Origin of the sequence: Thalassotalea profundi (genome assembly GCF_014653195.1) — a bacterium.
GTDB classification, from domain to species: domain Bacteria; phylum Pseudomonadota; class Gammaproteobacteria; order Enterobacterales; family Alteromonadaceae; genus Thalassotalea_B; species Thalassotalea_B profundi.
This window is the reverse complement of the sequence record NZ_BNAH01000005.1, coordinates 125,963-151,168: the sequence shown is the minus strand read 5'-3', so window position 1 is coordinate 151,168 and position 25,206 is coordinate 125,963. Positions and strand designations below refer to the sequence as shown.

Here is a 25,206-nt window from a genome sequence, read left to right as displayed (position 1 = left end):
TAAAACAACGATCTACAGAGGAACTATGGATTTTTTAAACTCATTAGCAATTGAAGCTAATAACTACGGCGCATCTACAGGAACACAATGGTTAACAACCACAGATGAAGGTGTATTTGAAATAAAATCCCCTGTTGACGGAAAAACAATTGCCAACGTCTATAAATGTAACGCAAGCGACTATCAAAAAGTGATCAATAGCGCAAAAAGTGCCTTTGTTGAATGGCGACAAGTACCTGCACCACAACGTGGTGATATTGTACGTCAAATAGGCAATAAACTTAGAGAATTTAAACAGCCATTAGGCGAACTTGTTGCCTACGAAATGGGGAAATCATTACAAGAAGGTCTTGGTGAAGTTCAAGAAATGATTGATATTTGTGACTTTGCCGTTGGTCTGTCAAGACAACTTAATGGTTCAACACTACATTCTGAGCGTCCACTACATCGTATGTACGATCAATATCACCCTTTAGGTGTGGTTGGTGTAATTTCAGCGTTTAACTTTCCTGTTGCTGTGTGGTCATGGAATGCCATGATTGCTGCTATTTGTGGTAATGCAACCGTTTGGAAGCCATCAGAAAAAACACCATTAACCGCTATTGCTTGTCAAAATATCATTAAAGAAGTATTAATCGACAATAAGTTGCCAGAAGGTATTTTTTCACTCGTTATTGGCGATGCAAATGTCATTGGTGAAGATATGCTTGAAGATAAAAATGTACCGTTAGTTTCAGTCACAGGTTCTACCCGTGTAGGCCGACATGCGGGTCAAAAAGTCGCCGCTCGTTTTGGTAAAAGCATACTTGAGCTTGGCGGCAACAATGCCATGATCCTAACCCCTGATGCTGATCTTAAACTTGCAGTGCCTGCCATTGTTTTTGGTGCAGTTGGCACAGCTGGACAACGTTGCACTTCTACCCGTAGAGTGATCATTCATGAATCGATATATGACCAAGTTAAAGCGGTATTAACTAAAGCATACAAAGGCTTAAGAATTGGATCGCCATTAGATGAAAATAATCATGTGGGTCCATTAATTGATACCGATTCTGTACAAGCCTTTACGAATGCTATAAAAGCCGTAAAAGAAGAAGGTGGTAAAGTACTGTGTGGTGGTAACGTATTAAGTGGTGAAGGCTATGAGTCTGGCTGTTACGTAGAACCCGTAATGATTGAAGCAGAAAACCATTATCAAACCGTTCAGCACGAAACATTTGCCCCAATTTTATATTTAATTAAATATAAAGGCGATGTAAATGACGCTATAGCCCTACAAAATGATGTCGTTCAAGGTCTATCGTCAGCAATATTTTCAAATAATATGCGTGAATGTGAAACCTTTTTGTCTCACTGGGGATCAGACTGCGGCATTGCTAATGTAAATATTGGTACCTCAGGTGCTGAAATTGGTGGCGCATTCGGTGGCGAAAAAGAAACCGGCGGCGGACGTGAATCGGGCTCAGACGCATGGAAAGCTTATATGCGTCGTCAAACCAACACCATTAACTTTTCAACCGAGCTTCCTCTTGCTCAAGGCATAAAATTCGACTTGTAGATAAAGCAACTTATCCATCAATAGAACTAGGGGCTGTTGAACGTTCGAGATCATTTTTGCAGCTATTTGTTGGGTATTTATACAAGGCATAGCCTTTGTCATGTGGTTATTCCACATAAAAAGGCTATAACGCCGTAGAAATGACCAACAAATGCTGTCCGAAGGATTCGGCTAAAAGCGTTTTATTCTTTGTTGAGTAGTATTTGCTTAGAATGACTAGGCTACACACTACTCGCCGCGATTAAAACGCTTTTATCTCGAACAAAATTTAACCGCGAAAGCTCAGCAGCCCCTAATGTTATGCAAGTTTGGCCTGAGTAACCCTCAGGCCTTTTTTAATTTAATCACTGGTTCAAAAAACATAGAACTTTTAAAAATCTTATCCTTTTAATTACTTAATGCTATGTAATCTTAAATAAACGAAGTATTTAGAAACCCGCTAATACTATTTTTCCAATAGACTTGCCTGATTCTAGTTCTGCATGCGCAAGCTTCAAGTTTTCAGCATTAATTGTGCCTAACTCTTTACCTAATGTGGTTTCAATTTGCCCAGAATCAATTAAGTCAGCAACATGATTTAATAAATGACGTTGTTCTTCCATATCTTTGGCATTAAACATTGACCGCGCAAACATAAATTCAATATGTAATGACAAACTTTTCATTTTTAGTTTCATTACATCTAAAGGTTTTTCTGGATCATCTATCATCGCTATTTTTCCAAATGGCGCTAAAAGTTCCACGTAAGTGTCAAAGTATGACTCTGTACCATTTAAGCTTGCGATATGGGTTACTTCACCAAGCTCTAAGGCGTCAATTTGTGTTTGTAATGGTTGAGTGTGGTCAACCACATAGTGTGCGCCAAGCTTTTTAATCCATGCTTTCGAACTTTCTCGAGAAGCAGTCGCTATTATGGTTGCACCAGTAACGGCTCTCGCTAATTGCACCAAAATAGAACCTACGCCACCTGCTGCACCCACCACTAATAACACTTCTTTCGAGCTTTCATTTGTGCCTGTACTTTGTTTATTTAGTGCTAAATGTTCAAATAATAATTCGTAAGCGGTAATGGCAGTTAAAGGCAGTGCTGCGGCTTCTGAATCGGTTAGGCTTTTAGGTTTATTGCCAACAATGCGTTCATCAACCAATTGATATTCCGCATTACTTCCCTGACGGTTTAAGTCGCCAGCATAATAAACTTTATCACCTGGTTTAAAGGTAGTTGCAAGTTCGCCTGTAGAAACAACTTCACCTACGGCGTCCCAACCTAACACTTTATACTCGCCATTCTCAGCCGTCATATTTTGTCTGATCTTATAATCAACTGGGTTTACGGCTATCGCGCTAACTTTTACTAAAATGTCACGCCCTTTCGCTATCGGTTGAGCTAACTCAATATCAACTAACGACGCCGCATTATTAATAGGTAGTGATTCTTTATATCCAATGGCTTTCATGTATTTATCTCCAATAGTCAAACTATGTTTGTGTGGTTAACTTCAATAGAGCTATGTTAAAACTTGATTTACCAAACACAAACAGCATAATAAACGAAACATTATCAAATTAAATTTGAAAATAAAGTTATGTTACTCGAAGATTTACAAGTCATTATCAAAGTAGCTGAGTTTAAAAGTATAACGGCAGCAGCGACCAGTTTAGATATGCAAACAGCTACAGCAAGTGCTGCTATTAAGCGGGTTGAAGCTTCATTAGGCGTTGACTTATTTATTCGTACCACTCGTCAATTAAGACTTTCGGCGGCAGGAGAACGATATATTCCTCAATGCCAACAAGCGTTATTAGCACTTTCACAAGCAAAGCAAAATTTGCACAACGAGCAAGGGTGTGTTGAAGGAGAAATACGTATCGCATTACCTTCAGATTTAGGGCGAAATATTGTAACGCCTTGGCTTGATGAGTTCGTAAAAACACACCCTAAGGTCAGCTTAAAAATGAATGTCAGCGATAGCAATATTGACTTTTATCGTGATTCTGTTGATGTTGCATTACGCTATGGCTCGCCATCTGACTCGAACTTATACGGTTTTAAAATTTGTAACGTTCCCGGTATATTGTGCGCAACACCAGAGTATTTGGAGCAAAATGGCCAACCTCAACATCCTCACGAATTAGCGGCGCATAATGGCCTGTTTTATCAACTCTACGATGTCATTCATGATGTCTGGACATTTACTCATAACGATACTCTCTATAAAGTTAAAATGTCAGGTGATCGAGCCTCGAATGATGGTGATTTAGTACGACGCTGGTGCGTTTCAGGTCATGGTGTTGCCGTAAAATCCTGCTTAGATATTTCAGATGATTTACTTGCAGGGAGAATAACCCCCTTTATGCAACCTTATAGAGCTCGGTCTACTGAACTATGGCTAGTTTGCCCCAGTCGGCAATCAATAACCCCCGCAATTCGATTATTAAGAGATATGTTACGAGAGAAATGTGCGCTAATTCTAAAACAATTAGTCACACATAACTTTTTAGACAAAAATGAACTTAATAATTAACATCGCCTCGGGTTAACTAACCTCACATAGTTTATTTTTTAACTCAATCAATCGCTTCACATGCACTTGTGAATCAAGAATATGCTTTGCCATATTAAGGTATGCCCTTGTTTGATTCGCTAGGCTATTTAATTGTGTCTGTTGAAAAACACTATCAGGCATGGATTTATCCTGTTGTTCAATTTTTTCGGTTAACAGTGCCCGATGTATTGTATATAAGCCAGTAATCGATAATTTTTGTTTGTTATTCAAGGTAATATCTAGTGTTAGTGGCTCAATTAATTCATTTTCAAGATAAAACGCAGTTAATGAATCAAGCTCAGTATAACCCTCGGTAATTTGCTTCAATATTTTAATACGGTTTTTTAAATATTCGCTAGGTACGCCATCATTAAAAAGCTTCTCCCCACTTAACTCTTGTACGCGATCATCGGCCCTATCTATAACGATATTCATCAACGTTGAATCTTGTTTATTTTCTTGAGGTGATGATTGTTCAAGCTCTGCTGGTAGTAAATAAAAAGGTTGAGCCTGGAACTTCAAAGGTAAGTATCGACCACACCATTGCGAATTTTCTATCAATAAGTTTTCGTCAATAGTCAATCCCATTAAGGTAATTAAATTGAATTGTCCTGTTTCGCTATCTTTGTTAAAAAATAATGGTAACTCCTGTGCTAAAAGAGCAATTTCTGCTGGGAAAATATCAATCAGGTGTACTTGATTTTTTCGATCCATTAACTGACATGGCATAACTCTTAATTGTTGATGCTTTAGTGCATCTAAGCTTTCAAATTTAAACATTATCAATACCTATATAGTTCTATTCGCTCCACATTTTCTATATTGCTTGGAATGAATGATTTTGGAGTGTTTTTAGTAAGGCTCTATGCGTTGGCAACGCTTGCGTATATTGAGCAGTTTGGCGTTTCGTGTCATCCATACACTGCTTCGCTAATTGCTTTTCTTTAGCTGACAATGTCGAATGTAATGTTTGCGGGAGTTGTTGCATGCCGTACAGTACATATTGATAGCTAGCTGCTGAAAATACTTCTCGCTTTTGTTTAAAGTCAAACTCAGAAGGCGTTCTATGTTGCCAAAGTATCATTAACGCTTTAAGGCTATCAGGAATAGAACTTTCTTGTTGATTATCACGCCAAAATTGACTGTCGGTACGCTGACTTGCAAGATAATGTAACTTTAAAAAATCGACAATTCGGTCCCAATTATAATGAAATTTTTCATTAAATTGCTTTGCTAAAATAGGCATTGCCATTTTAGATGCGGGTAACTGTTCACTAATTGCGGCAGCCGCAAGCTCCACCATAACCAGTGCTGATGCTTCTAATGGCTCTAAAAAACCAGCAGACATACCAACAGCCACACAGTTATTTACCCAAAATTGCTCGCGTATACCTGGATTAAAATCAATGTGATTAAAGCGTAATTCATCAATTTTACTGACGCCTGTTTCTTCAAGATATTGAATCAAAGTTTGTTTCGCCTCTTCCACAGAGCAATGTTGGCTAGAAAACACATGACCAATACCGCGCCTTGTCGGTAGCCCTATATCCCATATCCAACCGGATTTTTGTGCGGTTGATAATGTATAAGGGGGTATTTCAACGTCTGGGGTAGCATAAGGTGCTTGTACGGCAATGGCATTATCAATAAATAACACGTCTTTTTTAGAAGTTAATGGCACTTGATAATGCTGACCAATTAACAATGATTTAGCCCCTGAACAATCAACAAATAAGTCACCTTCTACGTCGCCATTTTGTTTAGTTGTTAAAGCCGTTATATCACCTGTTTTTTCGTCGCTATTAACGTGTGTTACATGGTCACTAATATAGTTAACGCCTAAGTTTTCAATGCAATGGCGTTTTAAGAATTGAGCAAATTTTCCTGCATCAATATGATAAGCATAATTAGCAATGGCGGCATATTCAGGTGAGGTGATCATTTTTGGTGCGATGGCGGCTTCGCATAATGCTTCTTGCGCGCTTACAGTAGATGAGAATGAACTTTCTCGAGCACCATTACACCAAGATTGCGCCATGTTAGTGTCAAAGTAACCATTGGGTAACTCTAATGGATGATAATAGAAATCATCTTCAGCTCCAGTGATCCATTTAACAAACTTTGCTCCTTGCTTAAAACTGACATCACATTCACGAATAAAAGCCGATTCGTTTATACCCATAGTTTTTAACGTACCGCGCATAGTTGGCCAAGTTCCCTCACCCACACCAATTATTTTCACTTCAGGCGACTCTATTAAAGTAATAGCGTAAGGCTTCTTACTTGTTTGCCTATGCTTTGCCGCCAAGGTGCCTGCCGTTAACCAACCGGCGCTACCTCCGCCTAAAATAACAATATTTTTAATTTCTTCAGACATAATTACAATCACCTTCTAAATTAATTAGGGATAAACAGGCTTTATAGCTAAGCCTCTGGTATTGCCTTATTTTTTGATAATGGCTTAATCAGTGTTTTAACTTTAAAACCAACCAATGCGCTAATAACGCCAATTAAAGGCGTTAACCAATTGAAAATACAAAAAATTGCATATTCTAAAGGATTCACTAATAAAACAGATTGCATATAAGCGGCGCAGGTATTCCATGGCACTAACACCGAGGTAACAGTACCGCCATCTTCAAGTGCTCGTGACAAATTCTCTGGTGCAAGTCCTCTCTGTTGGTAGCTGTCTTTAAACATTCGCCCAGGAATAACAATTGAAATATATTGATCTGCAGCAATACAGTTAGTACCAAAAGCCGTAAAAATAGTAGAGATGATTAAAGAGCTTACTTTGTTTGATAAGGCTAAAAGCCTATCGACGATAATTTGTAATAACCCAACTTTTTCCATAATTGCGCCAAATGTCATCGCTGTTATTATCAGCCAAATAGTATTTAGCATTGATCCCATACCACCACCGCTAAGTAAGTCATTAAAAGCTGCATCTTTGGTTGAAAGCTCAAAGCCTTCAAACATTACTCGCCAAACAACAGTAATATTGGCACTTAGCACTGATAGACTTTTATCTGCCAGCGACATGACTAACTCTTGTTGAAATAATACTGCAAATATCCCTCCCACCAATGCACCTAAACCAATAGCAGGAAAAGCAGGAAATTTTCTTATGGCGAGTAACAGCGTGAGAAAAAGAGGAATTAATAAATACCATGCAATAAAAAATTCATTCTCTAGGTTATTCATTAATTGCGGAATACGTTGATCATCGAGGCTGGCACTAGTATTAAAACCAAGAAAAAAGAAGGCTATTAAGCTAAGAATAAATGCGGGTAATGTGCTCCACAGCATATTTCTGATGTGTGAGAATAACTCGGTACCAGCGACTGCCGCAGATAAATTAGTGGTATCTGAAAGCGGAGAAAGTTTATCTCCAAAATACGCGCCACTAATTATAGCGCCGGCACTTATCGGGAGACTGGCATCAAGTCCATTAGCAACCCCCATTAGTGCTACACCAATAGTTGCCGCGACTGTCCAACTACTCCCAATACTAATAGCCACTACCGCACAAATTAATGAGCAACTGACATAAAATAAGTCTGGATTAAGTATTTGTAAGCCATAATAAATCATAGTAGGCACTGTTCCAGACAAAAGCCAAGTACCTATTAATGAGCCTACCGCAAATAAGATTAAAATAGCACCTAAGGTAATACTTATACCTTTAACAATACCTTGTTCAATTTCTTCCCGTTTAAAACCATTCTTTAAACCAATTAATGTGGCAACGCCTGCACTTATTAGTAAAGCTATTTGGTTCGGGCCTGAAGATGAGTCATTACCAAAATAAAAAACCGATAAAGACAAGAGTAACAACATTGAAACGATTGGGATAAAAGCGTCTACTAGCGAAGGTTCTCTATTGTTATTCATTGTTAAAATCCTTATTTCATAGACCAAAAAACGGCAAATTAAGCACCGCTTTTTATAGATAAATTGTGATAAAAAAACGCTTAACCATTACCCAATGATTAAGCGAACGTTATTAATAATTAATATGCTCGATACTAATGCCCTTTTCCTTTAACTTATTTAGCCATTGCTCAATTAGCTTAGGATCACTTGGCGCCGGATGAACCCCAGTTTCAAGCTCTTTAGCAATTATCGATTCTATTGCCATAGTAACAGTAATTGACACTAAACGTGCCATTGCTTGACCCTGTTTGTTGCCCGCTTCGTCGACAAAATAAGCTTGATGCCAAACCTTTGCTTCTGCATTTTTGGCCAACAACTCCACATAAAGCACTACCCGATCTGGCTCATTTTCTTGATAAGCATATTTTTTCTCGAGCTGTTTACTGATATCAGTGAGTTGTTGCTCTTGATCTGATGGCGTTAAAGCAGATACGTTATCGAACAACGATTGCCAGGCTTTCGACCAACCTGATAATCTTAAGGTACCACGCACAAATTCTTTAACCTGCCAATTTTGGGCAAAATTATAATGTTCAACAAAGGGTAATGAATCTCGGTTTGGGTAAGCTTCAAAGTCTTCATTTGCTGGTGTTATAAAAATTCCTCGCAAAGACTCCCATGGCGCATTTGCACTTTTAGTACGGCCTTCTTCAATCCATTTAGACGGTGACTTTAAAGCTTTTAAAACCCCTAAAGGCGACCAGCTAAATTTATATTTAAAATCATTAGGTATTTTAGGCACACCTCCACAATAGGAGCGGAAGTAGAGATGATTATCTACATCATATTCAGCACTTTTACGATAGGAATCAACCAATAAATGTGCAAATAAATGATCAATTCCCGGATCTAACCCCACTTCATTAATAAAACATAAGCTTTTCGCTTTTGCGGCATCATTTAATAAAGCCATTTCAGGCGAAATATAGCTACTTGAAACAAAATGTGCGTTGGTTTCAAGGCAAATGTTCGCAACTTTTACATGTTCCGTCACCGGTAACATAGAGGTGACAATATCGCCTGCTTTAATTTCACTACTAAACTGTTGCCAATCTAAGTGATGAATAACTACATCAATCCCTTCCTCTGAAAGCTCAGATTTAGCCTTATCTACATTACGCGCCCAAATATGTAATATGCAATTATCAGATTGAGATAATAATTTAATACCTGGAATTGAAGACAGCCCAGTGCCTAACCAGTGAACATTTGTTTTCATTATAAATTGACCTCTTGAATATTATTGTTATGGCCTGTTTTTTCAAGTGTCGTCTCACCTACTATTAAATGGCACTTTTGATGAAATAAACTTAAGGCGTTAGCCCATACAGGCTCAGATAAATCAGATAATTGTTGTAAATAAGGTAATAATTGCTGTTCGTAGTCTTCACTACTTTCTTTCGGTAACAACGAAGGTAAATGGTCTATCGCAATTAAATCTAATTCAGGGCTGTCTGTTAACACCCGAACATAGGGTTTTTCAAAGGTGGTGCAATGCTGATATAGCGGAATCGGATTATAACTGCCATAGGGATCACAACTTACGTCAGCAATCACTGATATTTTTCGTGGATGATCATTTAACGAACTTAACGTAACAAAAGGCGGAAGATCTTGGTTCACCATCACACAATTCACTAAAATATCGGTATCATTGATTTCACTAAATGGTCCGCCTCGCTTGGTTTCTTCAAGATCCCATGCAAGGGTTTTTAGGCCGAATAACTCAGCTAATGCAATGGCACCCGAACCACTTCGACCTTTCGCACCTATCACCATAATTTTTGGTAAACCTTCTACTTTAGATAGCGACGCTTTAATAAAATTAACTAATGTCTGCTGGTTATTAAATGAAGATATGGCTGATAATGTAGGTTGTTTTAATTGTTGATTTGCCCAAGCCAGCAGGCTTAATGCCGCGCCAGCAAAGCCCGCCCAATAACCAAAAGCGGCAACACGCCTACTATTGGTTTCAACTAAGTATTCAAGGTCGTATAAACCACCACCGCCTTTTACAAAGCGCGACAGTAATTCACTAGCACCTGCTTGTGCCTTGTAAGCATGTGCAAAATAAATATGTCGATGAATAAGCGGAAAGTCATTTTCGGGTAACTCTTTTAGCCCCAAGATAAAAGCACTTTCAGGAGCATTAATCCAGCTACCTGATGGCACAATATCACAGCCAACGTCTTGATAATGTGATAATAAAAAAATACGTTGTTTACACACTTCAACGGATATTTTAAACCCTTGTGAAATTAGATATTTAGCGCCCTTAGGCGTTAATGCAGCACGTTGTTCTTGCGGTTTAGTTTCGGCTCTTAACCAAAGGTGTACTCGATTCATATTGATAGTATTTAAGAATGTTTACAAATCAATTTCTATTGTGTTTGTAACGATTGACAGGAAGAGGCAAATCCATTTGCCCTGTAAGTATTAAAATAACAAATTTAATAAGTTAAAAGTTAGCGCGTATGCCCACTGAGTATCTTGGCCCAGTTTCGATAATAGCTAGAACATGATTTTTATATAAACCGCGTTTACGTGTTATTTCATTGGTGATGTTAATACCTTCAATGAAAAGACTGACGTTTTCGTTAATGTCGTAGCTTCCGCTAATATCAACTTGCGCATAATCTTCAACATATATAGGAGCACCACCAGCCCAGTTAGTGGTAGACTGCATAAACTCATTTCGGTTGTTATAAGCAATGCGGAATTGATAATCGTCTTGCTCATAAAATAAAATTAAGTTTTGAGAGTCGCCAAGGCCAGGTAACGGTAATGGGTTATCAACAGTGTCTGCACTTGACTCACTATCGACTATTGTCATGTTAGCAATGAAGCCTAAACCATCAAATGGAGCCGGTAAGTAAGTTAAACTATGCTGAACCGCAATTTCGTAACCGTCAATTTTTGCATCATTTAAGTTCATTGGACGACTTACTGTGTAGTTATAACTACCACTTGCTAAATCAACGGTTTCTTTGGTTACACCACCATCAATAAAGTTGTCTACGTCTTTTGAAAAATAAGCAATAGCGGCATAACTGTTTTCATCGAAATACCATTCAAGGCCTAAATCAATGTTGCTTGATTCATATGGGTCAAGCATTGGATTACCGCCACTTGCTTGTAATGAATCTAACTTACCACCACCATATGACGTTGTTGGTGACATTTCAGATAACGTCGCTCTTGTGATGCTTTTTGAATAAGCAAAACGTGCTACTAAATCCTCAGTTATCTCTAGATTAGCATTTAAACTTGGTAATAAGTTGTCGTATGAATGGCTGATAGAAATTGGCACCCAATCATCTGTTTCCACTGGCTGGTATTCATCAACGGTGTTGGTTTCTACTAAATCTAAAAGTTCAATTGTTGAACCTGAAGACGTTGTTGTTGTTTCAACATAACGTAAACCGGCAACAACATTCCAAGGCATTGTGCCTATATCACCTGACATATGAAGGTCTGCATAAATAGATTTAACTTCTTCATTAACTTCAAATGCTGATGCATCTTCATGTGCGCTATAGCCATTGTACTGGGCAATAACATCGCGCGTATATTGTGGATCATTTGACGCATTAATTGCATTATCGGTTAGTAGATAATCCATAAACTCGTACGAATCAAAAATTAACCATTCATTAGCAGTATCAGCATTTGCACCCGACAAGAAACCATCGGAGTCGAATTTAGTAAACATGCCTTCAGGGAAAACCATCCCCGCCGGATAACCGCCATGCGCTTCACTTACTCGCCAGTTAGTTTCTGAATATGTAGTTGCCAATGTACGATCAGAATAAGCACTACCAAAGTTAATTTTTCCAAAGACACCTTGGTCAATAATATATTCAACATCAATTTTAACTTCGTTAACTTCATCGTTAATATCATTACCAAACTTACTTGCCCAGTTTGAGCTTACACGTGTTGGGTCTAAGTCTTCGGTAAATGATAATTGAGGAACAGATGCCCCAGTACTATTATCAAATGAGTAAGCATTTACAAACCCTGCTACCGTGTCAGTAGTGCGACCACCGTTTAATGATTCTGCTTCTGATGCAGATATATCAGCATTTATTGACCAACGATCATCTAATGTCCACTCTAAGTTTAAACCAAACGCTTTTGTGGTTGTTGGACGAGAAGATAAGCGATTTAAATAATCTGTGGCACTATTTCTAGCAGAATCAAGTTTAACAACAGTACGGTTTTCATCTAATGTGGCATCCGTAATATTTGCACCATCAAACCAATGCGCAAGAATATCTTGACGGTAGCTAACATCATACTTTGAATGCAACATATCCGCTGTTAATAAAATATCTTCCGTCGGTTGATATTGTAAAGTAAGGTTAGCGGTAGTACGTTCACGTTGTTCTGTTTGTACTATTTGATCATAGTTGCGCGGTAAGAATATATTTTCGTGTGTGGTACCATCGTCAAGATTTAATGAGTGGTTAGTAATATAACCAGCCGTTTGACCATAATCGAAACGACTATCTCGATCACTTATTGAGATAGAACCTAATACACCTACTGTATTATCTAAAAATGTATTACTAATAAATCCTGAAAACGTTGGGTTAGTTTCACCCGACATATCGTCATATGTACCTTTAACACTGCCTGCAACTTTAAATTCTTTCAATGATAAAGGACGGTGTGTTGTCACATTAATGGTTGCGCCAATACTGCCTTCTTGTAACTTAGCCGTTTGCGTTTTGTGAACTTCAGCCCCATTGATTAATTCTGAAGCTAAGGTATCGAAGCTAAATGCTCTACCACCACTGATAGTCGCTATAGTACGACCATTAACTAAAACTGAGTTAAACTCAGGACCAAGACCACGCACACTGACCAACTGCCCTTCACCGCCTTCACGATCGATGGCAACACCAGTTACGCGCTGAAGCGACTCAGCAACGTTTTGATCAGGAAATTTACCAATATCTTCAGCAGCGATAGCATCAACTACACCGTCTGATGAACGCTTAATATCCATTGATTTAATTAAACTGGCTTGAATACCAGTAACCGTAATTTTTTCTATCTCTTTAGTTTCTGTCGCTTCTTCAGCACTTACGCTAGCGATAGTGCCTAAATTTAACATTACCAGCATAGATAAGTAGTTAAGTTTTTGCTTTTGATGGCGCATTTATAAATCTCCAGGTCATGTATGTGAACGCACAACTTATTTGTTCATGTTGTTTTTTATTGTTTGCTTGTTAGCGGTTTAAATTTGCCGAACTTTTCACCGCTTCATTTAATACTATGATCCTAAAATTCATTTTGCAATATTTATAATACAAATAATATTATTGTTAAATATACCATATATATTATATGCTTTAATAATAGGTAGGCATGAGATGCGCTTCAAACGAAGTATTTATATGAATGAACGAATAATGAGGTATAGAAGTGATACAAAGTAAATTTAAAAAATGGCAACCAAAAGTAAAGCCTAATCCATTGATAAGTTTTATTTTTATTTTGCTATCTCTTTCTAAGGCATTTGCAGTGAACATGAATAATATCACTGAGAACTTGCCTACAAATCAATATAATCTATTGGCATTTGAAAATGTTATTAATCGTTTTGGCACTCCTAATCAAATGAGAATGTTTGATAGTTATCAAAATCAAAAATTTAACCCTTTCTTCGATAATGGTGCTTGGCATGGCTTTTTATTACCTGACAAACCTGAAAATTATGCCGCATTTACCGGCCCTATGGTAATAGCGCAAGAGTATAGTGTATTTTTATCAGAGCAATTAGAACAACTGCAACTTATTGATTTAAAATCAAATAAAAAAATTAATTTAGCGGATGCTGAAATAAAAAGTTACACATTACCAGGGGAACTTCACCTTAAATATCAATTAAATAGTTTTTCAATCGACTTAGCTTTATATTTTATTAGTAATAGAACAGCAATTATTTCTACCACCATCAATAATAGTTCGAACGCTAACCTTAATTTAGCGCTTATTTGGTCTGGTGAGCTTTTATCAAAGTGGGATAATAAGAAACAGGTGGCACAAGCACATCAACAATGGTCACCCACAATTAGCGCTTCTGCTAATAATGTCACGTTTAATTTTAATCGAGTGCAATCAACTTGGGAGTTGTTATTAGCAGATAATGCCCAATACCAAATTAATCGTTCAATTCCAGCAGAAACAATGCTCACCGCTGAAACAAACAGTTATAAAAGTAAGGCTAAAGTAACCGTATTAGCGCAACAACAACTGACAATAACCACCACACAAAGTTATTTTCATAATGAACAAGAAGCGAAAGCAGAGAAAATAAAAATTGATAAAGCGCTTAGTAGCCCAGATCAGTTCATCACCAAATCAAAGCAACGCTGGCAAAAGTACCTTGATGGACTCTTGGTTAATCAAAATAACAAACAAAATTTAATTCAACACAATTCATTAACACAACAACGTGTTGCAGTTAAAGCATTAGAAACACTTATTGGTAATTGGCGTAGCCCCGCGGGTAATATTAAGCATGACGGTATTACACCTTCAGTAACAGCAAGATGGTTCAATGGTTTATGGGCATGGGATAGCTGGAAGCATGTTTACGCCATTGCTAATTTAGCTCCAGAACTTGCCCGTAACAATGTGTTAGCCATGTTTGACTATCAGATATCGGCTAATGACAAGCTAAGACCCCAAGATAAAGGCATGATCATTGATGCCGTCTTTTATAATAAAGATGAAACTCGTGATGACATTGGGGGAAACTGGAACGAACGTAATACTAAACCGCCACTAGCAAGCTGGGCCATCTGGAAAATCTATCAAAGCACAGGCGATATTGCGTTTATTGAAGCACTATTTCCAAAATTAATTCAGTATCATAAGTGGTGGTATCGAAATCGTGATCACAATAAAAATGGTTTGGTTGAGTATGGCGCAACTAAGCATCCATTACATAATAATGAACAAGACCAATTAACCTTTGAGGTGCACTATAATACCACCAACCAGCATAAAAACATTGATTTAAGTAACTGTAAAACGCTATCAACACACCAATTTAAGTGCGCTGGTGAACAACTTTACCAGCAAGTTATTCAAGATGGACATTATACAAAACTTGATATAGGCGCCCAACATGGAGCTGCTTGGGAGTCTGGTATGGATAACGCTGCTCGTTTTGGCTTTATTACTGAAAAACAACTAAAAGTTTACGCGAAAAATCGCTATAACAACGATATAAAACGCGCTCAAAAAGACTGGCAAGTAAGGTTTTTTGAAAATAGAGACAGTGCGAATAAATTACTTGGTTATTCAATCAATCAGGAGTCTGTAGAGTTAAATAGTTACCTTGCTCTTGAAAAACACCTATTAGCTAAAATGGCACGGTTGTTAAACAATGAAACACTAGCAAGCCAGCTTGATAAATCAGCTGAAGTTTTAAAGCAGAGAATTAACCAGTGTTTTTATGATCAACATTCAGGTTATTACTACGATTTAAAAATTACTGAAACACCCACAACAAATACTGACGTATGTCAGGGAGAGCTATTAACCTACCGTGGTAAAGGCCCTGAGGGTTGGAGCCCGCTATGGGCTAATATTGCAGATATAGACAAAGCAGAACGCGTTGTGGCTAGTATGCTTGATGAAAAAGAGTTTAATACAGTCATTCCTTTAGGAACAGCCGCATTAACTAACCCTGCATATCATGCAGATATCTATTGGCGTGGACGTGTTTGGTTAGATCAATTCTATTTTGGCATTGTGGCGTTAAAAAACTATGGTAAAAATGTACAAGCAAATGAATTACTCACTAAGCTTTATAAAAATGCAGAAGGATTGAGTAGTGATCAAGCAATTAGAGAAAATTACAATCCAGAAACTGGTGCGGTTCAAGGGGCAACAAATTTTAGTTGGAGTGCCGCACATTTATTAATGCTTTATCAAGAAGCGTTAGTTTCAGACTCTGTTAGTCAATGATCTAATACGGTAACGCCGAGTGATATTAACAACAGATTACTTGGTAATAACTAAACCTATTCTGACAGGCAGCAATAACCTCATTGTCGCCTGTCACGCCCTATCAGAATGAGGGCTTAGCTTTTAAAAGTGTGCAATCGCACCGAAAAACACACCTTTAAAATCAAGTTCAGTATATAAGTTATCTAAATCTTCAAATTCCATTCTCACCACTCGATAGCCTAAAGTCAGATTAAAATCGCCCATTCTGCTTTTAATTAAGCGGTAACTTAGACCAACTTGATAGTCAGAAAGTGAGTGATCGCTGACTAATGAAAAATCTCCTTGGGCAAAAATACTTACATTGGTTAGCGGTATATTGAACTGACTTGCAAGGTACAGCATGGGAACTAACTCATCAGTATCTATTTTACCCTTCTGGGTGATCTCAATTGATTCGCCATTAGTTATACAATGATTAGGGATATCTATAGGTGTACACTCATCAATAAAATCTGGTGGCCCAGCTATAGTAATATCATCCATAAAGCTTCTAACGCTTCCCCCTATATCAAACGAAAACCCACTATTATCAAATAGTTCATAATAAACGGAGTAATCGATATAACTCACTTTAAAATTCGCATCAACAGTCTCACCATCAGGAAAGACCTCATCACCGAAACTAAACTCCTGCAAAAAAGTCGTGTTACCTGTAGTATCAAGCGTAGTTGATGATATACGTACATTAGGGAGAAGCGGTAACGGGTGTTCAATAGCGACAAAATAGTTAACTTGTTGCTCTTTCTTTAAATTAAAATCAATAAGCTGACTTTCTTCACCAAAAACACCACTTGCTTCGCTTTGCCAAATTTGACCACCAAGATATAAACCAACAGTATCGGCTTGTGCGTTAGTCGTAAAAAGTGCAGTAAGTGTTGCTGCAAAAAATATTTTTTTCACTCGTTATACTCCTTATTTATCAACGGCGGCATTCCTTTTATATTGCTAACCATCAATTTTATAATGTCGATAATAATGCTTTAGCATCTTCTAATTCATTAAATATTTGCTGACTTATAACCACTTCAGTTAATAGTGTTTTAGCTTCATCTAGTCGATTTAATTTTGTTAATGTGTAAGCTAAATGGTATTTAATTTCGGCATTGCTAGAGTCTTTAGATAACGCTTGACGGTAAAGAGGTAATGCTTCTTGATACTTTTCAGTTAAGCTCAGCGTCCACGCTAACGTATCAATAACTGCATTATTATCTGGAAGTGCTTTATAGGCTTTTTCTGCATTTGTATGTGCAAGCTGATATTGGCCTAGTTTAATTTGCAGCTGTGCCATGTTATTCAATAGTACAGGCAACTCACCATACTTTTTCACAAGCTCTTGATAATATTTCACTGCCAGTTCTAGATTACTTTGAGCTTTGTGAGTATCAGCGATAGCAATATGTGCAACCAAATCGTCAGGTGCGTTTTCGATCCACGTCATAAGTAAAGTTAGCGACTCATCAAAACGCTGTTGTTGATCATAAATACGATATAAACCGAATACGGCTGAGCGGGTCAATTTTTCTTTCATCGAACGTTTATAATGAGTAATAGCTTGCTCTGGCTTATCTGAAAATCGTTGTAAGTCGCCAGCTAAACGTTCTAGTAAAGAGGTGTCTTTTACTTTAGTTGCTAAGTTCTCAAGTAATTTTGAAGCTAATATGATTTTATCGTTATTTAAGTATAAATCAAAAAGCTTTAAATAATGGGTTAAGTCTTGCTGATTCCATGAAATAGCGCGTTGCAGGCTTAATATAGCACCATCTACATCATTCATTTTCATTTGTGCATCTGCATATGTGCCGTAGATTTGTGATTTGTTATTACTGTTTTTAATAGCAAGTACATAAGCATTATCAGCTTCTTTATAATTTTTAATCGACATGTACAAGTTTGCTAAAGCTAGATAAATACTTCCCTCTTTATTATTTCGGGTTAAATATTCTTTGGCAGAGGTAATTGCTTTATTCACTTCGCCTTTTATTACATAAAGTGTTAAGACACGAGTTATCGCTTCAAAACTATCTCTATTCTGGCTATAAGCTTTCTCAAAATATAAGGTCGCATTATCAAGATCACCCGAATTTTGATATAAACTTCCTAACTCAATTAGTAATAATAAATGAGGTGTACTTTGCTCAGCAATTCTACGCTGTATTCGATCGATTGCCCCTTGAGTATTACCCTCTAATACATCTATGCGAGCCAAATGGATAAGCGTTTCATAATTATCTACATTGAGCAATGCCGATTTATTAAGGGCTAATTTCGCCTCAGCTAGCTTTCCTAAAAGACCTAATAAAACGCCTTGTTGCTGGAAGTAGTAACTTGATTGATCATCTAATTCAATTAATTGATTTATCGTAGATAAAGCGGCTTCTAACTGATTATTATTTTTGTAGGCACTGGCTAATAAAAGTAAATTATCTGTAGTAGTTACTATTGCTATAGCTTTTTGTAAATTTTCTATCGCAAGCTGGTTTTGACCTGTTAACACTTGTAATTGTGCAAGGTTGTATAAAGGTTCTGGCTGTTCACCTTCAACTTCTAGCACATCAATAAAATATTGCTGCGCTTTTTCAATTTCACCTAATGTGAGCAAAGTATGCCCAAGTAATGACCATGTTTGTACGTCATCAGGGTTAATTAATCGTGCTTTAATCAAATAAGTTTTAGCCGTTAAATATTGTCCTAATGCCATTTCTGTTCTGGCAAGTAGTTTGTATGCTCTAGGGTCTTCAGTAATTATATCGACATAACGATTTAAGAAATCTTGGGCTTTACGATATTCTTGTTGCTGAAAGCTAACTACTCCAGCTAAATAAAGATATACCGGATTTTGTCTCATCACATCATTGGGTAAGCCCGATAATACAATATTTAAATGGTCAACGGTTTCTTTACTAGTAGTTAAATCTCCTAGCGCAGTTGATGCCACTACTTTTAGATAGTTCGCTTTAGGTTCATTGGGGATTTGCGCTAAAATCACCTCTAAGTCTTTAAGTGCTAATTCAAATTTATTTTGTTCAATGAGCAAACTCGCTCGTGTTAGTAATGCCGGAAAGTTTTCACTATTAAGTGCAATAACTTGAGAAATAATTGTTAACGCTTCTTCGATGTTACCTTCACTTTGCTCAATATTAGCTAACATCACCAACGCATTCGAATTAATAGATGAAAGTGATAATGCGCTATTGATAAACGTTCTTGCCTGATCATATTGATATTTTAGTATGTGTACCTGTGCTATTCCAAGTAATGCTTGAATATTAGATCGCGAATAATCCAACGCTTCTTGATAAGCAACTCTTGCTTGTTCAAGTTCATTTAATTGCACATGAGCACGACCTTTTAACACTTGAATTTTACTTTGTAGCTGGCTATCGGTAAATGTAGTACTAGCATTTGTTATCACCAACTTATATTTTTGCTGTAATAAATACGCTTCTAATAATAGTGGTATTAACTTTTTTTCATCTGCATCTAATTGCCTAGCTCGAAGTAATGAGTCTTCAGCGGCACCACCATCACCTCTAGCAATATAAACTTCCGCTAACAAAACGAGTGAAGGTAGATGATTAGGCTGGCTTTGTAAGGCATTTTTTAAGTGGATTATCGCCGTATTTAAATCAGTACCGTAGAAACTTTTTAATGCTTCTTCATAAGGTTGATTTGCTGCTTGTTCTGTATATGCCAATGCGCCTTGACTACAAAACATTATGCTTAACAACAATATAACTTTACATTTAAATTTTACTACCATAATCCCTTTACCTAACACGAGTACTTAATGGAGTTAGAATACTTTGACTATGGGTAAATATCTAGTTCTGAAAAGTTTTATTCAATTTATTCACTATTTTAAATTTTTTTGCACCTAAGTATGCTCGAGTTATCCTCCCTTAATATTACTTCATATTAACGCGTTAAATAATGTATTTACTCAAGTGTCGAAAAAATTTACAATTACTATATTAGTATCAAGTAAAAAATCGAAAAACAAAACTAGTATATTGTTATAAAAAGATATTTTTAAACTGGCTTAATAATTGCTTTACTGGGTACAATGATGTATTTAGTTAATTTAGCATTAACAGGAAAAAATTATGAAGTGTATTAAATGGATCGCAGCAATCGCATTATCAGCCTCAAGCTTAACCGCCGCTGCCGCTGATATTCCTGCAACAACAATTATGGATAACTATATTGGTGCCGGCTACTCTGGTGATGTTTACGGTAGTAAGTCAGCATACGATATTGATAAAATGGAAGTATCTCGTACAGGTAATTTTTTAACGGTTAATATTTTCACTGCATTTTATAATAACATAGGTGATAACGGCATTCGCTTAGGTGATTTATTCATGGCGGCTGGTGATAGCGATGTATGGAACCCTACAGGAAGTACACCTAACAACGGTGATCGTTTTTCTAATAATAACTGGCGAAATAACACTGGGACTAACTGGGAATATGCTTTTGACTTAGGCTCTGAAAATGGCGATCGTATGGGCAGCAGCGGTACAGGCTGGTTAAGAGACGTTAATAGAAATGACCTAGTAGATTCTGATGACCTACATGGTAACAGCTCAAGAAAGTATCAAGGTGTTATGATGGAAGATGGTGGATATAGTGCATATAGTTCTGCATCATGGTCTGTAGGTGGAAAAGCTTATAGAAAAGATGGTATTGATTACGGCGCACTCTCTTTTACTATGGATGTATCAGGCACCGCATTAGCTACGGCTAATCAAATAGCATTTCGTTGGGCAATGACTTGTGCTAACGATATTATTGAAGGTTTAGCGTCGGTTGCTCCTGGTGGCGGTGGCGGTGATAATATTACAACAGTACCTGAACCTCAAACAATAATGTTACTTCTATTAGGTATGGCTGGTATAGCTTATCGACGTAAAGTTAACTCATAAACACAAGCTAAAAATTAAAGATGATTATTAAAAGCGACTCAGGTCGCTTTTTTTTTATGTTTGAATTCTTATGCTAATCTAGCCATTGAAGGCTTCCTGCCAAGCCTTAGCTATTAAATTCACAATTAAACTACAGATCAACCTTCTCATCCCATGCGATCATATTTTAAATATAGATGACAAATGACGAAGTAAAAAACGCCTATTATTTTAACGCTAAATACTTTTCTAACGATTGAGGATCACCATAATTAGTACGGCAGACACTTTTTTGATACTGGTATGTGAACACATTAAACCAAGCTTTTAAAATTTCGGCATTTTGATTTTCACCCGCCAAATTTAATATATGAGATGCAACTTCTGCTGTGGCGAGTTGATTAGGGTTTATTGCTTTCCTAATTTGATATTGTGAATTTTTATCTTCTATTGCTAAATGGTTTAGATCAATAGATAACACTGGGAATTGATTCAAATAAGGGCTTTTACGAAACATTTTCTTTGCCTCGCGCCAGCTACCATCTAACATAATAAACAAAGGCTTTTTATTATTTGGTAACGTGGGCACACAATTAGTGATTTGTTGACTTTCTGTCGCATAGTCTTGTGGAAAGACAACAAATGGCTGCCACTGGCTATCATTTAATATCGATAATAATGAAGGATCAACTTCTGTTCTAGACCAAATAAAGGCAAAGCATTCAGGAATTATATCAGCAATAAGTCTGCCTGTATTACTGGGTTTAAGCACTTCGGCATCATACATCAACAATAAAAAACCAACGCCACTGTGGCATTGATGTCGCCACTGACAAATACAATGTGCCGACGCTAATCTACAATTTTCACAGCGTTCTACCCTAAAACCTCTGGCCTTAAATGGTTTTGTAGACGTATTCTTACGCTGTAAATATAATTTTTGGACTGAGTGCATGCGGATTACATTTGAGGAAAATGAGTGAAGATTATACGAAATATATCACATGAAAAATAGTACGCTATAAAATGATAATATAAAAAAAGGGCATAAAACTATGCCCTAAAGAGAGAAATAAGTAATAAACTAGGCTAAAGGAATATCACAGCCCCTACCCATAATAACTTTTACATTAAATTGATCTTTTATCTTTAACAGTTAAAAAGTTGGTATCGGATAACTCATCAATACTCGACTTTAACAGTTCTTCAATATTGTCTATGTTAGCAATAGAGCCGCAAAGTGCTTCTCCACGTTTTTCTATTTGCTCGCCACGAGATTCCATTTCATATTCGATTTGTTCGCCGAATTTTTCCATTCGAGCTTCAAATGCATCCGGATCCCCTCCTGAAAATAACAACTCTTGGCCAACGGCTATTAATAAACTCCCCATAGAGTTAGTAATTGTAGTTTCAACTAATGACTCTATTCTTTGCTCAAACTCTTCTCCAAAAAATTCTTCACCATCAAAGCCATCTTCATCAAATGAAATTGTTTTATTTTCATCGAATTTAAATTGAATTTCTGAACGTAATTTACCTAATTCAGTTGTTAACTCACGGCCGACACTGTTACCTTCTCCAAGTAACTCATTGAATGCTAAATTAACGCCATCAACAGCTAAATCCATTGCATCTAATGCAACACCTTTAACCTCAGGAACAACCGCTCTAATGCTCGTTGAGTATTGTGTTAATAACGAACGTTGACTATCAGTTAATTGAACTTTTTTATCAGATACGAATAGCTCATTATTTTCTATTTTATACAGTGATTTTTTATCTTTACTGAAAGTTAAACTATCATTTGTAATAGAAATGCCGCCCTCAATTTCAACATTACATGAATCTGTTGAAAAAGACGCATTATGGGCAAATGCTGAAGTTGATGCCAATAAAATTGAAGTCGCTAATAATGTTTTCATCTAATTGTCCTTGTGTATTTAGTATAACTAACATAGTTCTACGATAAATATACCTAGATACAATCAATTCTAATGCCAACTAAAGAATTCATTTATTTTCAATTAGTTAAATTAAAGGATTTAAAGGTTATAGTATTCATTTAAAAAAAATTCGTATAAAAAACGAAAAAATAGTTATTTTAACCACTTAGAAAATTGAATTTTAAAATAGTGAAGTAAGTATTACTAGGTGTAAATTGTAGGGGGGGGAGAAAATTTCTTTTAGGTATTAAAAAAGGGTAAGAATAATCTTACCCTTTCTATATTTTAATTTGCTATTTATAGCGAATTAAAATTATAAAGCAACGATGTTCTCTGCTTGAGGACCTTTTTGGCCTTGAGTTACTGTGAACTCAACTTTTTGACCTTCAGCTAACGTTTTGAAACCGTCACCAGAAATAGCACTAAAATGTGCAAAAACGTCAGGACCAGATTCTTGCTCGATGAAGCCAAAACCTTTAGATTCGTTAAACCATTTTACTGTACCAGTAGTTTTATCAGACATAATATTTATCCTAAAAATTTGTAAATGTTACTTTGTAAAATACAAAGCGATAATGCAGGAAGTTTTACTATGACTTATTAAACGGGACGAGCTACTACAAATAACGCGGTACGGTGTATATAAATATAGGTCTTACTTTCTAGCTAAGAGCATTCTAACCACTATTAATTTAGAGTCAAGCTATTTCGCCTTGTACTCTAAATTGTATTTTATAGTTATTTTACTTTGACCTTGTTATTAGTGTCGCGGCTGTCTTTAATTAATTGATCGCCATGAGGATAATTCTTAGACTTTGCTAAGCGATCATATAGCACAACATTTACTGTAGCTGCTAGGTTCATGCACCCCACTGTTGGTATATAAACCACATGATCAGCACTATCAATAACCGACTGTTCTATAGTGCCATCTTCAGCTCCAAAGACATAAATAGCTTTTGTAGGGTGAATAAAATCAGGTAAAGGCGTCGCACCCTCAACTAATTCGACACAAACAAGTTCACTGTCTTCTAATGGAATATCCAAAGCACTAGTCACTGAAGTTAGAGGGATGTGTAAACTCGCATTTTTAGTATCAGTATTATATTTAGCTGCACGCTCATAACGTTGGCCAGTATAATATATTTCTTCTGCGCGATAACAACCAGCCGCACGCATAACTGCGCCAACGTTTGTAGGGCTTTTAGGATTAGTTAATACCAGTTTTACTGCTTGTATCGTCATGTGTGTTTATAGATAATTTTTGGAATGCTTATTCTCTTTACTTATTTAACTTTATTCAAGCATAAGTTCACTTGATTACAATTAATAACAAACTAAGAGGGGTATTCATATTGGCTTTTATCACATACTCCGTATACTAATGCGCTTTAATTCATCACAACCTTGTACAATTATGACCCATTTATTTACTAAAAAATTTGCCATATTAGCTGTTGTATTATCAATGTTAAGCAGCATAACTCATGCTACTATTGTAGAGTTTCAAACATCTCACGGTAGTTTTAAAGTCAATTTACATGACACAACCACACCATTAACTGTTGAAAATTTTTTAAATTATATTTCTAGCGAACGTTATAACAATACTGTGATTCACCGAGTCGTAGACGATTTTGTTGTACAAGGTGGCGGTTATACTTTTAATAATGAACTTCCTCTTAAAGACATAGATATTTACGATCCCGTAAAAAATGAACCTATATACTCTAATGTTCGTGGCACTATAGCTATGGCAAAACAAGCTAATAGTGTTAATAGTGCTACCAGTCAATGGTTTTTCAACCTAAGTAACAATAGCACTAATCTAGATCTACAAAATGGCGGATTTACTGTTTTTGGTGAAGTTATTGATGATGGTATGCAAGTACTTGATGAAATAGCCGCTTTGCAAAGATGTGGCGATGTTCCAGTTAATGACAATTCAACTAATAGCTGTAACAATCCAGGAGCAGATAACTTTGTCACTGTATACCAAGTACTGGTTTTAGATGATGCAGACAATACTGATAGCAGCTTAAATTCAATTAAAAATACATTAATTACCCAAACACCTGATACTGAAAGCAATGATGATAACAGTAGTGGTGGTAGTGTTTTTTGGTTACTTTTATGCTTGATGCCCTTAGCTTTTCGCAAGCACATTCATAGCTAGTCAACACTGTCTTTATTAAAGGAAGCTAAAAAACGAATCATTTTACCTTGCTACCCACATTAGATTATATTGCATTTGCAATATAATCTAATTACGATATTCTTATCCAAAA

The 25,206-nt window shown here is 36.6% G+C and carries 18 protein-coding genes and 1 pseudogene; 5 read left to right on the top strand and 14 right to left on the bottom strand.

From position 1 onward, the window contains the following. The first annotated feature begins 25 nt into the window (after positions 1 to 25). On the top strand, positions 26 to 1,558 hold the full coding sequence (gene amaB / locus IE155_RS07735; protein WP_189377673.1) for an L-piperidine-6-carboxylate dehydrogenase: 1,533 nt from the start codon (positions 26 to 28) through the stop codon (positions 1,556 to 1,558). Between the two features lie 10 nt (positions 1,559 to 1,568). On the opposite strand, the pseudogene IE155_RS17930 reads toward amaB, so the two are convergent. Together IE155_RS17930 and IE155_RS07730 are read right to left on the bottom strand one after the other, a co-directional pair. Then, positions 1,569 to 1,787, bottom strand: a pseudogene (locus IE155_RS17930) (hypothetical protein). A gap of 199 nt (positions 1,788 to 1,986) precedes the next feature. Next, positions 1,987 to 3,015, bottom strand: a complete 1,029-nt coding sequence (locus IE155_RS07730) for a zinc-binding alcohol dehydrogenase family protein (protein ID WP_189377672.1) — start codon at positions 3,013 to 3,015, stop codon at positions 1,987 to 1,989. A 129-nt stretch (positions 3,016 to 3,144) separates the two neighbouring features. Here IE155_RS07730 and IE155_RS07725 point away from each other — a divergent pair, with 129 nt between their 5' ends. Continuing rightward, positions 3,145 to 4,083 carry a LysR family transcriptional regulator gene (locus tag IE155_RS07725; protein ID WP_189377671.1) on the top strand — a complete coding sequence of 313 codons (939 nt, stop codon included), beginning with the start codon at positions 3,145 to 3,147 and terminating at the stop codon, positions 4,081 to 4,083. 12 nt (positions 4,084 to 4,095) lie between these two features. Here the strand turns inward: IE155_RS07725 and IE155_RS07720 are convergent, their stop codons facing one another. The 6 genes from IE155_RS07720 to IE155_RS07695 all read right to left on the bottom strand — a co-directional run bounded on the left by IE155_RS07720 (position 4,096) and on the right by IE155_RS07695 (position 13,207). Next, positions 4,096 to 4,884, bottom strand: a complete 789-nt coding sequence (locus IE155_RS07720) for a SapC family protein (RefSeq protein WP_189377670.1) — start codon at positions 4,882 to 4,884, stop codon at positions 4,096 to 4,098. A 37-nt stretch (positions 4,885 to 4,921) separates the two neighbouring features. Beyond that, a complete protein-coding gene (locus tag IE155_RS07715) occupies positions 4,922 to 6,481 on the bottom strand; it encodes a tryptophan halogenase family protein (protein WP_229817143.1) in 1,560 nt (519 codons plus the stop codon). Positions 6,482 to 6,528: 47 nt separating this feature from the next. Further along, entirely contained in the window at positions 6,529 to 7,998 is a 1,470-nt protein-coding gene (gene nhaC / locus IE155_RS07710; RefSeq protein WP_189377669.1) for a Na+/H+ antiporter NhaC, read from the bottom strand. A 112-nt stretch (positions 7,999 to 8,110) separates the two neighbouring features. Continuing rightward, the gene (locus IE155_RS07705) at positions 8,111 to 9,259 is read right to left on the bottom strand and encodes a saccharopine dehydrogenase C-terminal domain-containing protein (protein WP_189377668.1); all 1,149 of its coding nucleotides are present in this window, start codon (positions 9,257 to 9,259) and stop codon (positions 8,111 to 8,113) included. Next, entirely contained in the window at positions 9,259 to 10,386 is a 1,128-nt protein-coding gene (locus tag IE155_RS07700; protein WP_189377667.1) for a saccharopine dehydrogenase, read from the bottom strand. The genes IE155_RS07705 and IE155_RS07700 overlap by 1 nt, the downstream gene beginning before the upstream one ends. 112 nt (positions 10,387 to 10,498) lie before the next feature. After that, on the bottom strand, positions 10,499 to 13,207 hold the full coding sequence (locus IE155_RS07695; RefSeq protein WP_189377666.1) for a TonB-dependent receptor: 2,709 nt from the start codon (positions 13,205 to 13,207) through the stop codon (positions 10,499 to 10,501). A gap of 266 nt (positions 13,208 to 13,473) precedes the next feature. Between IE155_RS07695 and ygjK the strand changes: the two genes are divergently transcribed. Next, the gene (gene ygjK / locus IE155_RS07690) at positions 13,474 to 16,029 is read left to right on the top strand and encodes an alpha-glucosidase (protein WP_189377665.1); all 2,556 of its coding nucleotides are present in this window, start codon (positions 13,474 to 13,476) and stop codon (positions 16,027 to 16,029) included. Between the two features lie 123 nt (positions 16,030 to 16,152). Here ygjK and IE155_RS07685 read toward each other — a convergent pair whose 3' ends face one another. Both IE155_RS07685 and prsT read right to left on the bottom strand, forming a co-directional pair. Continuing rightward, the gene (locus IE155_RS07685) at positions 16,153 to 16,971 is read right to left on the bottom strand and encodes a TIGR04219 family outer membrane beta-barrel protein (RefSeq protein WP_189377664.1); all 819 of its coding nucleotides are present in this window, start codon (positions 16,969 to 16,971) and stop codon (positions 16,153 to 16,155) included. Positions 16,972 to 17,029: 58 nt separating this feature from the next. Continuing rightward, the gene (prsT, locus tag IE155_RS07680; RefSeq protein ID WP_189377663.1) at positions 17,030 to 19,831 is read right to left on the bottom strand and encodes an XrtA/PEP-CTERM system TPR-repeat protein PrsT; all 2,802 of its coding nucleotides are present in this window, start codon (positions 19,829 to 19,831) and stop codon (positions 17,030 to 17,032) included. A 343-nt stretch (positions 19,832 to 20,174) separates the two neighbouring features. Between prsT and IE155_RS07675 the strand changes: the two genes are divergently transcribed. After that, on the top strand, positions 20,175 to 20,996 hold the full coding sequence (locus IE155_RS07675; RefSeq protein WP_189377662.1) for a PEP-CTERM sorting domain-containing protein: 822 nt from the start codon (positions 20,175 to 20,177) through the stop codon (positions 20,994 to 20,996). 205 nt (positions 20,997 to 21,201) lie between these two features. Here the strand turns inward: IE155_RS07675 and IE155_RS07670 are convergent, their stop codons facing one another. From IE155_RS07670 to IE155_RS07655, 4 genes are all read right to left on the bottom strand, one after another. Next, positions 21,202 to 21,930: a tRNA-uridine aminocarboxypropyltransferase gene (locus tag IE155_RS07670; protein ID WP_189377661.1), complete on the bottom strand. Its 729-nt coding sequence runs from the start codon at positions 21,928 to 21,930 to the stop codon at positions 21,202 to 21,204. Between the two features lie 175 nt (positions 21,931 to 22,105). Then, on the bottom strand, positions 22,106 to 22,897 hold the full coding sequence (locus IE155_RS07665) for a DUF2884 family protein (RefSeq protein WP_189377660.1): 792 nt from the start codon (positions 22,895 to 22,897) through the stop codon (positions 22,106 to 22,108). 334 nt (positions 22,898 to 23,231) lie between these two features. Beyond that, entirely contained in the window at positions 23,232 to 23,441 is a 210-nt protein-coding gene (locus IE155_RS07660) for a cold-shock protein (RefSeq protein WP_184424145.1), read from the bottom strand. Between the two features lie 215 nt (positions 23,442 to 23,656). After that, positions 23,657 to 24,163 carry an RNA methyltransferase gene (locus tag IE155_RS07655; RefSeq protein ID WP_189377659.1) on the bottom strand — a complete coding sequence of 169 codons (507 nt, stop codon included), beginning with the start codon at positions 24,161 to 24,163 and terminating at the stop codon, positions 23,657 to 23,659. 172 nt (positions 24,164 to 24,335) lie between these two features. Here IE155_RS07655 and IE155_RS07650 point away from each other — a divergent pair, with 172 nt between their 5' ends. Next, on the top strand, positions 24,336 to 25,094 hold the full coding sequence (locus tag IE155_RS07650; protein ID WP_189377658.1) for a peptidylprolyl isomerase: 759 nt from the start codon (positions 24,336 to 24,338) through the stop codon (positions 25,092 to 25,094). Positions 25,095 to 25,206 lie beyond the last annotated feature (112 nt).

What these genes read in the sequence shown, in the direction of transcription:
- nhaC (WP_189377669.1), bottom strand. Translation starts at nt 7,998, where the DNA reads ATGAATAACAATAGAGAACCTTCGCTAGTAGACGCTTTTATCCCAATC.
- IE155_RS07650 (WP_189377658.1), top strand. Translation starts at nt 24,336, where the DNA reads ATGACCCATTTATTTACTAAAAAATTTGCCATATTAGCTGTTGTATTA.
- IE155_RS07665 (WP_189377660.1), bottom strand. Translation starts at nt 22,897, where the DNA reads ATGAAAACATTATTAGCGACTTCAATTTTATTGGCATCAACTTCAGCA.
- IE155_RS07670 (WP_189377661.1), bottom strand. Translation starts at nt 21,930, where the DNA reads ATGCACTCAGTCCAAAAATTATATTTACAGCGTAAGAATACGTCTACA.
- IE155_RS07675 (WP_189377662.1), top strand. Translation starts at nt 20,175, where the DNA reads ATGAAGTGTATTAAATGGATCGCAGCAATCGCATTATCAGCCTCAAGC.
- IE155_RS07700 (WP_189377667.1), bottom strand. Translation starts at nt 10,386, where the DNA reads ATGAATCGAGTACACCTTTGGTTAAGAGCCGAAACTAAACCGCAAGAA.
- IE155_RS07715 (WP_229817143.1), bottom strand. Translation starts at nt 6,481, where the DNA reads ATGTCTGAAGAAATTAAAAATATTGTTATTTTAGGCGGAGGTAGCGCC.
- IE155_RS07695 (WP_189377666.1), bottom strand. Translation starts at nt 13,207, where the DNA reads ATGCGCCATCAAAAGCAAAAACTTAACTACTTATCTATGCTGGTAATG.
- IE155_RS07655 (WP_189377659.1), bottom strand. Translation starts at nt 24,163, where the DNA reads ATGACGATACAAGCAGTAAAACTGGTATTAACTAATCCTAAAAGCCCT.
- prsT (WP_189377663.1), bottom strand. Translation starts at nt 19,831, where the DNA reads ATGGTAGTAAAATTTAAATGTAAAGTTATATTGTTGTTAAGCATAATG.
- IE155_RS07705 (WP_189377668.1), bottom strand. Translation starts at nt 9,259, where the DNA reads ATGAAAACAAATGTTCACTGGTTAGGCACTGGGCTGTCTTCAATTCCA.
- IE155_RS07720 (WP_189377670.1), bottom strand. Translation starts at nt 4,884, where the DNA reads ATGTTTAAATTTGAAAGCTTAGATGCACTAAAGCATCAACAATTAAGA.
- amaB (WP_189377673.1), top strand. Translation starts at nt 26, where the DNA reads ATGGATTTTTTAAACTCATTAGCAATTGAAGCTAATAACTACGGCGCA.
- IE155_RS07725 (WP_189377671.1), top strand. Translation starts at nt 3,145, where the DNA reads ATGTTACTCGAAGATTTACAAGTCATTATCAAAGTAGCTGAGTTTAAA.
- IE155_RS07730 (WP_189377672.1), bottom strand. Translation starts at nt 3,015, where the DNA reads ATGAAAGCCATTGGATATAAAGAATCACTACCTATTAATAATGCGGCG.
- IE155_RS07660 (WP_184424145.1), bottom strand. Translation starts at nt 23,441, where the DNA reads ATGTCTGATAAAACTACTGGTACAGTAAAATGGTTTAACGAATCTAAA.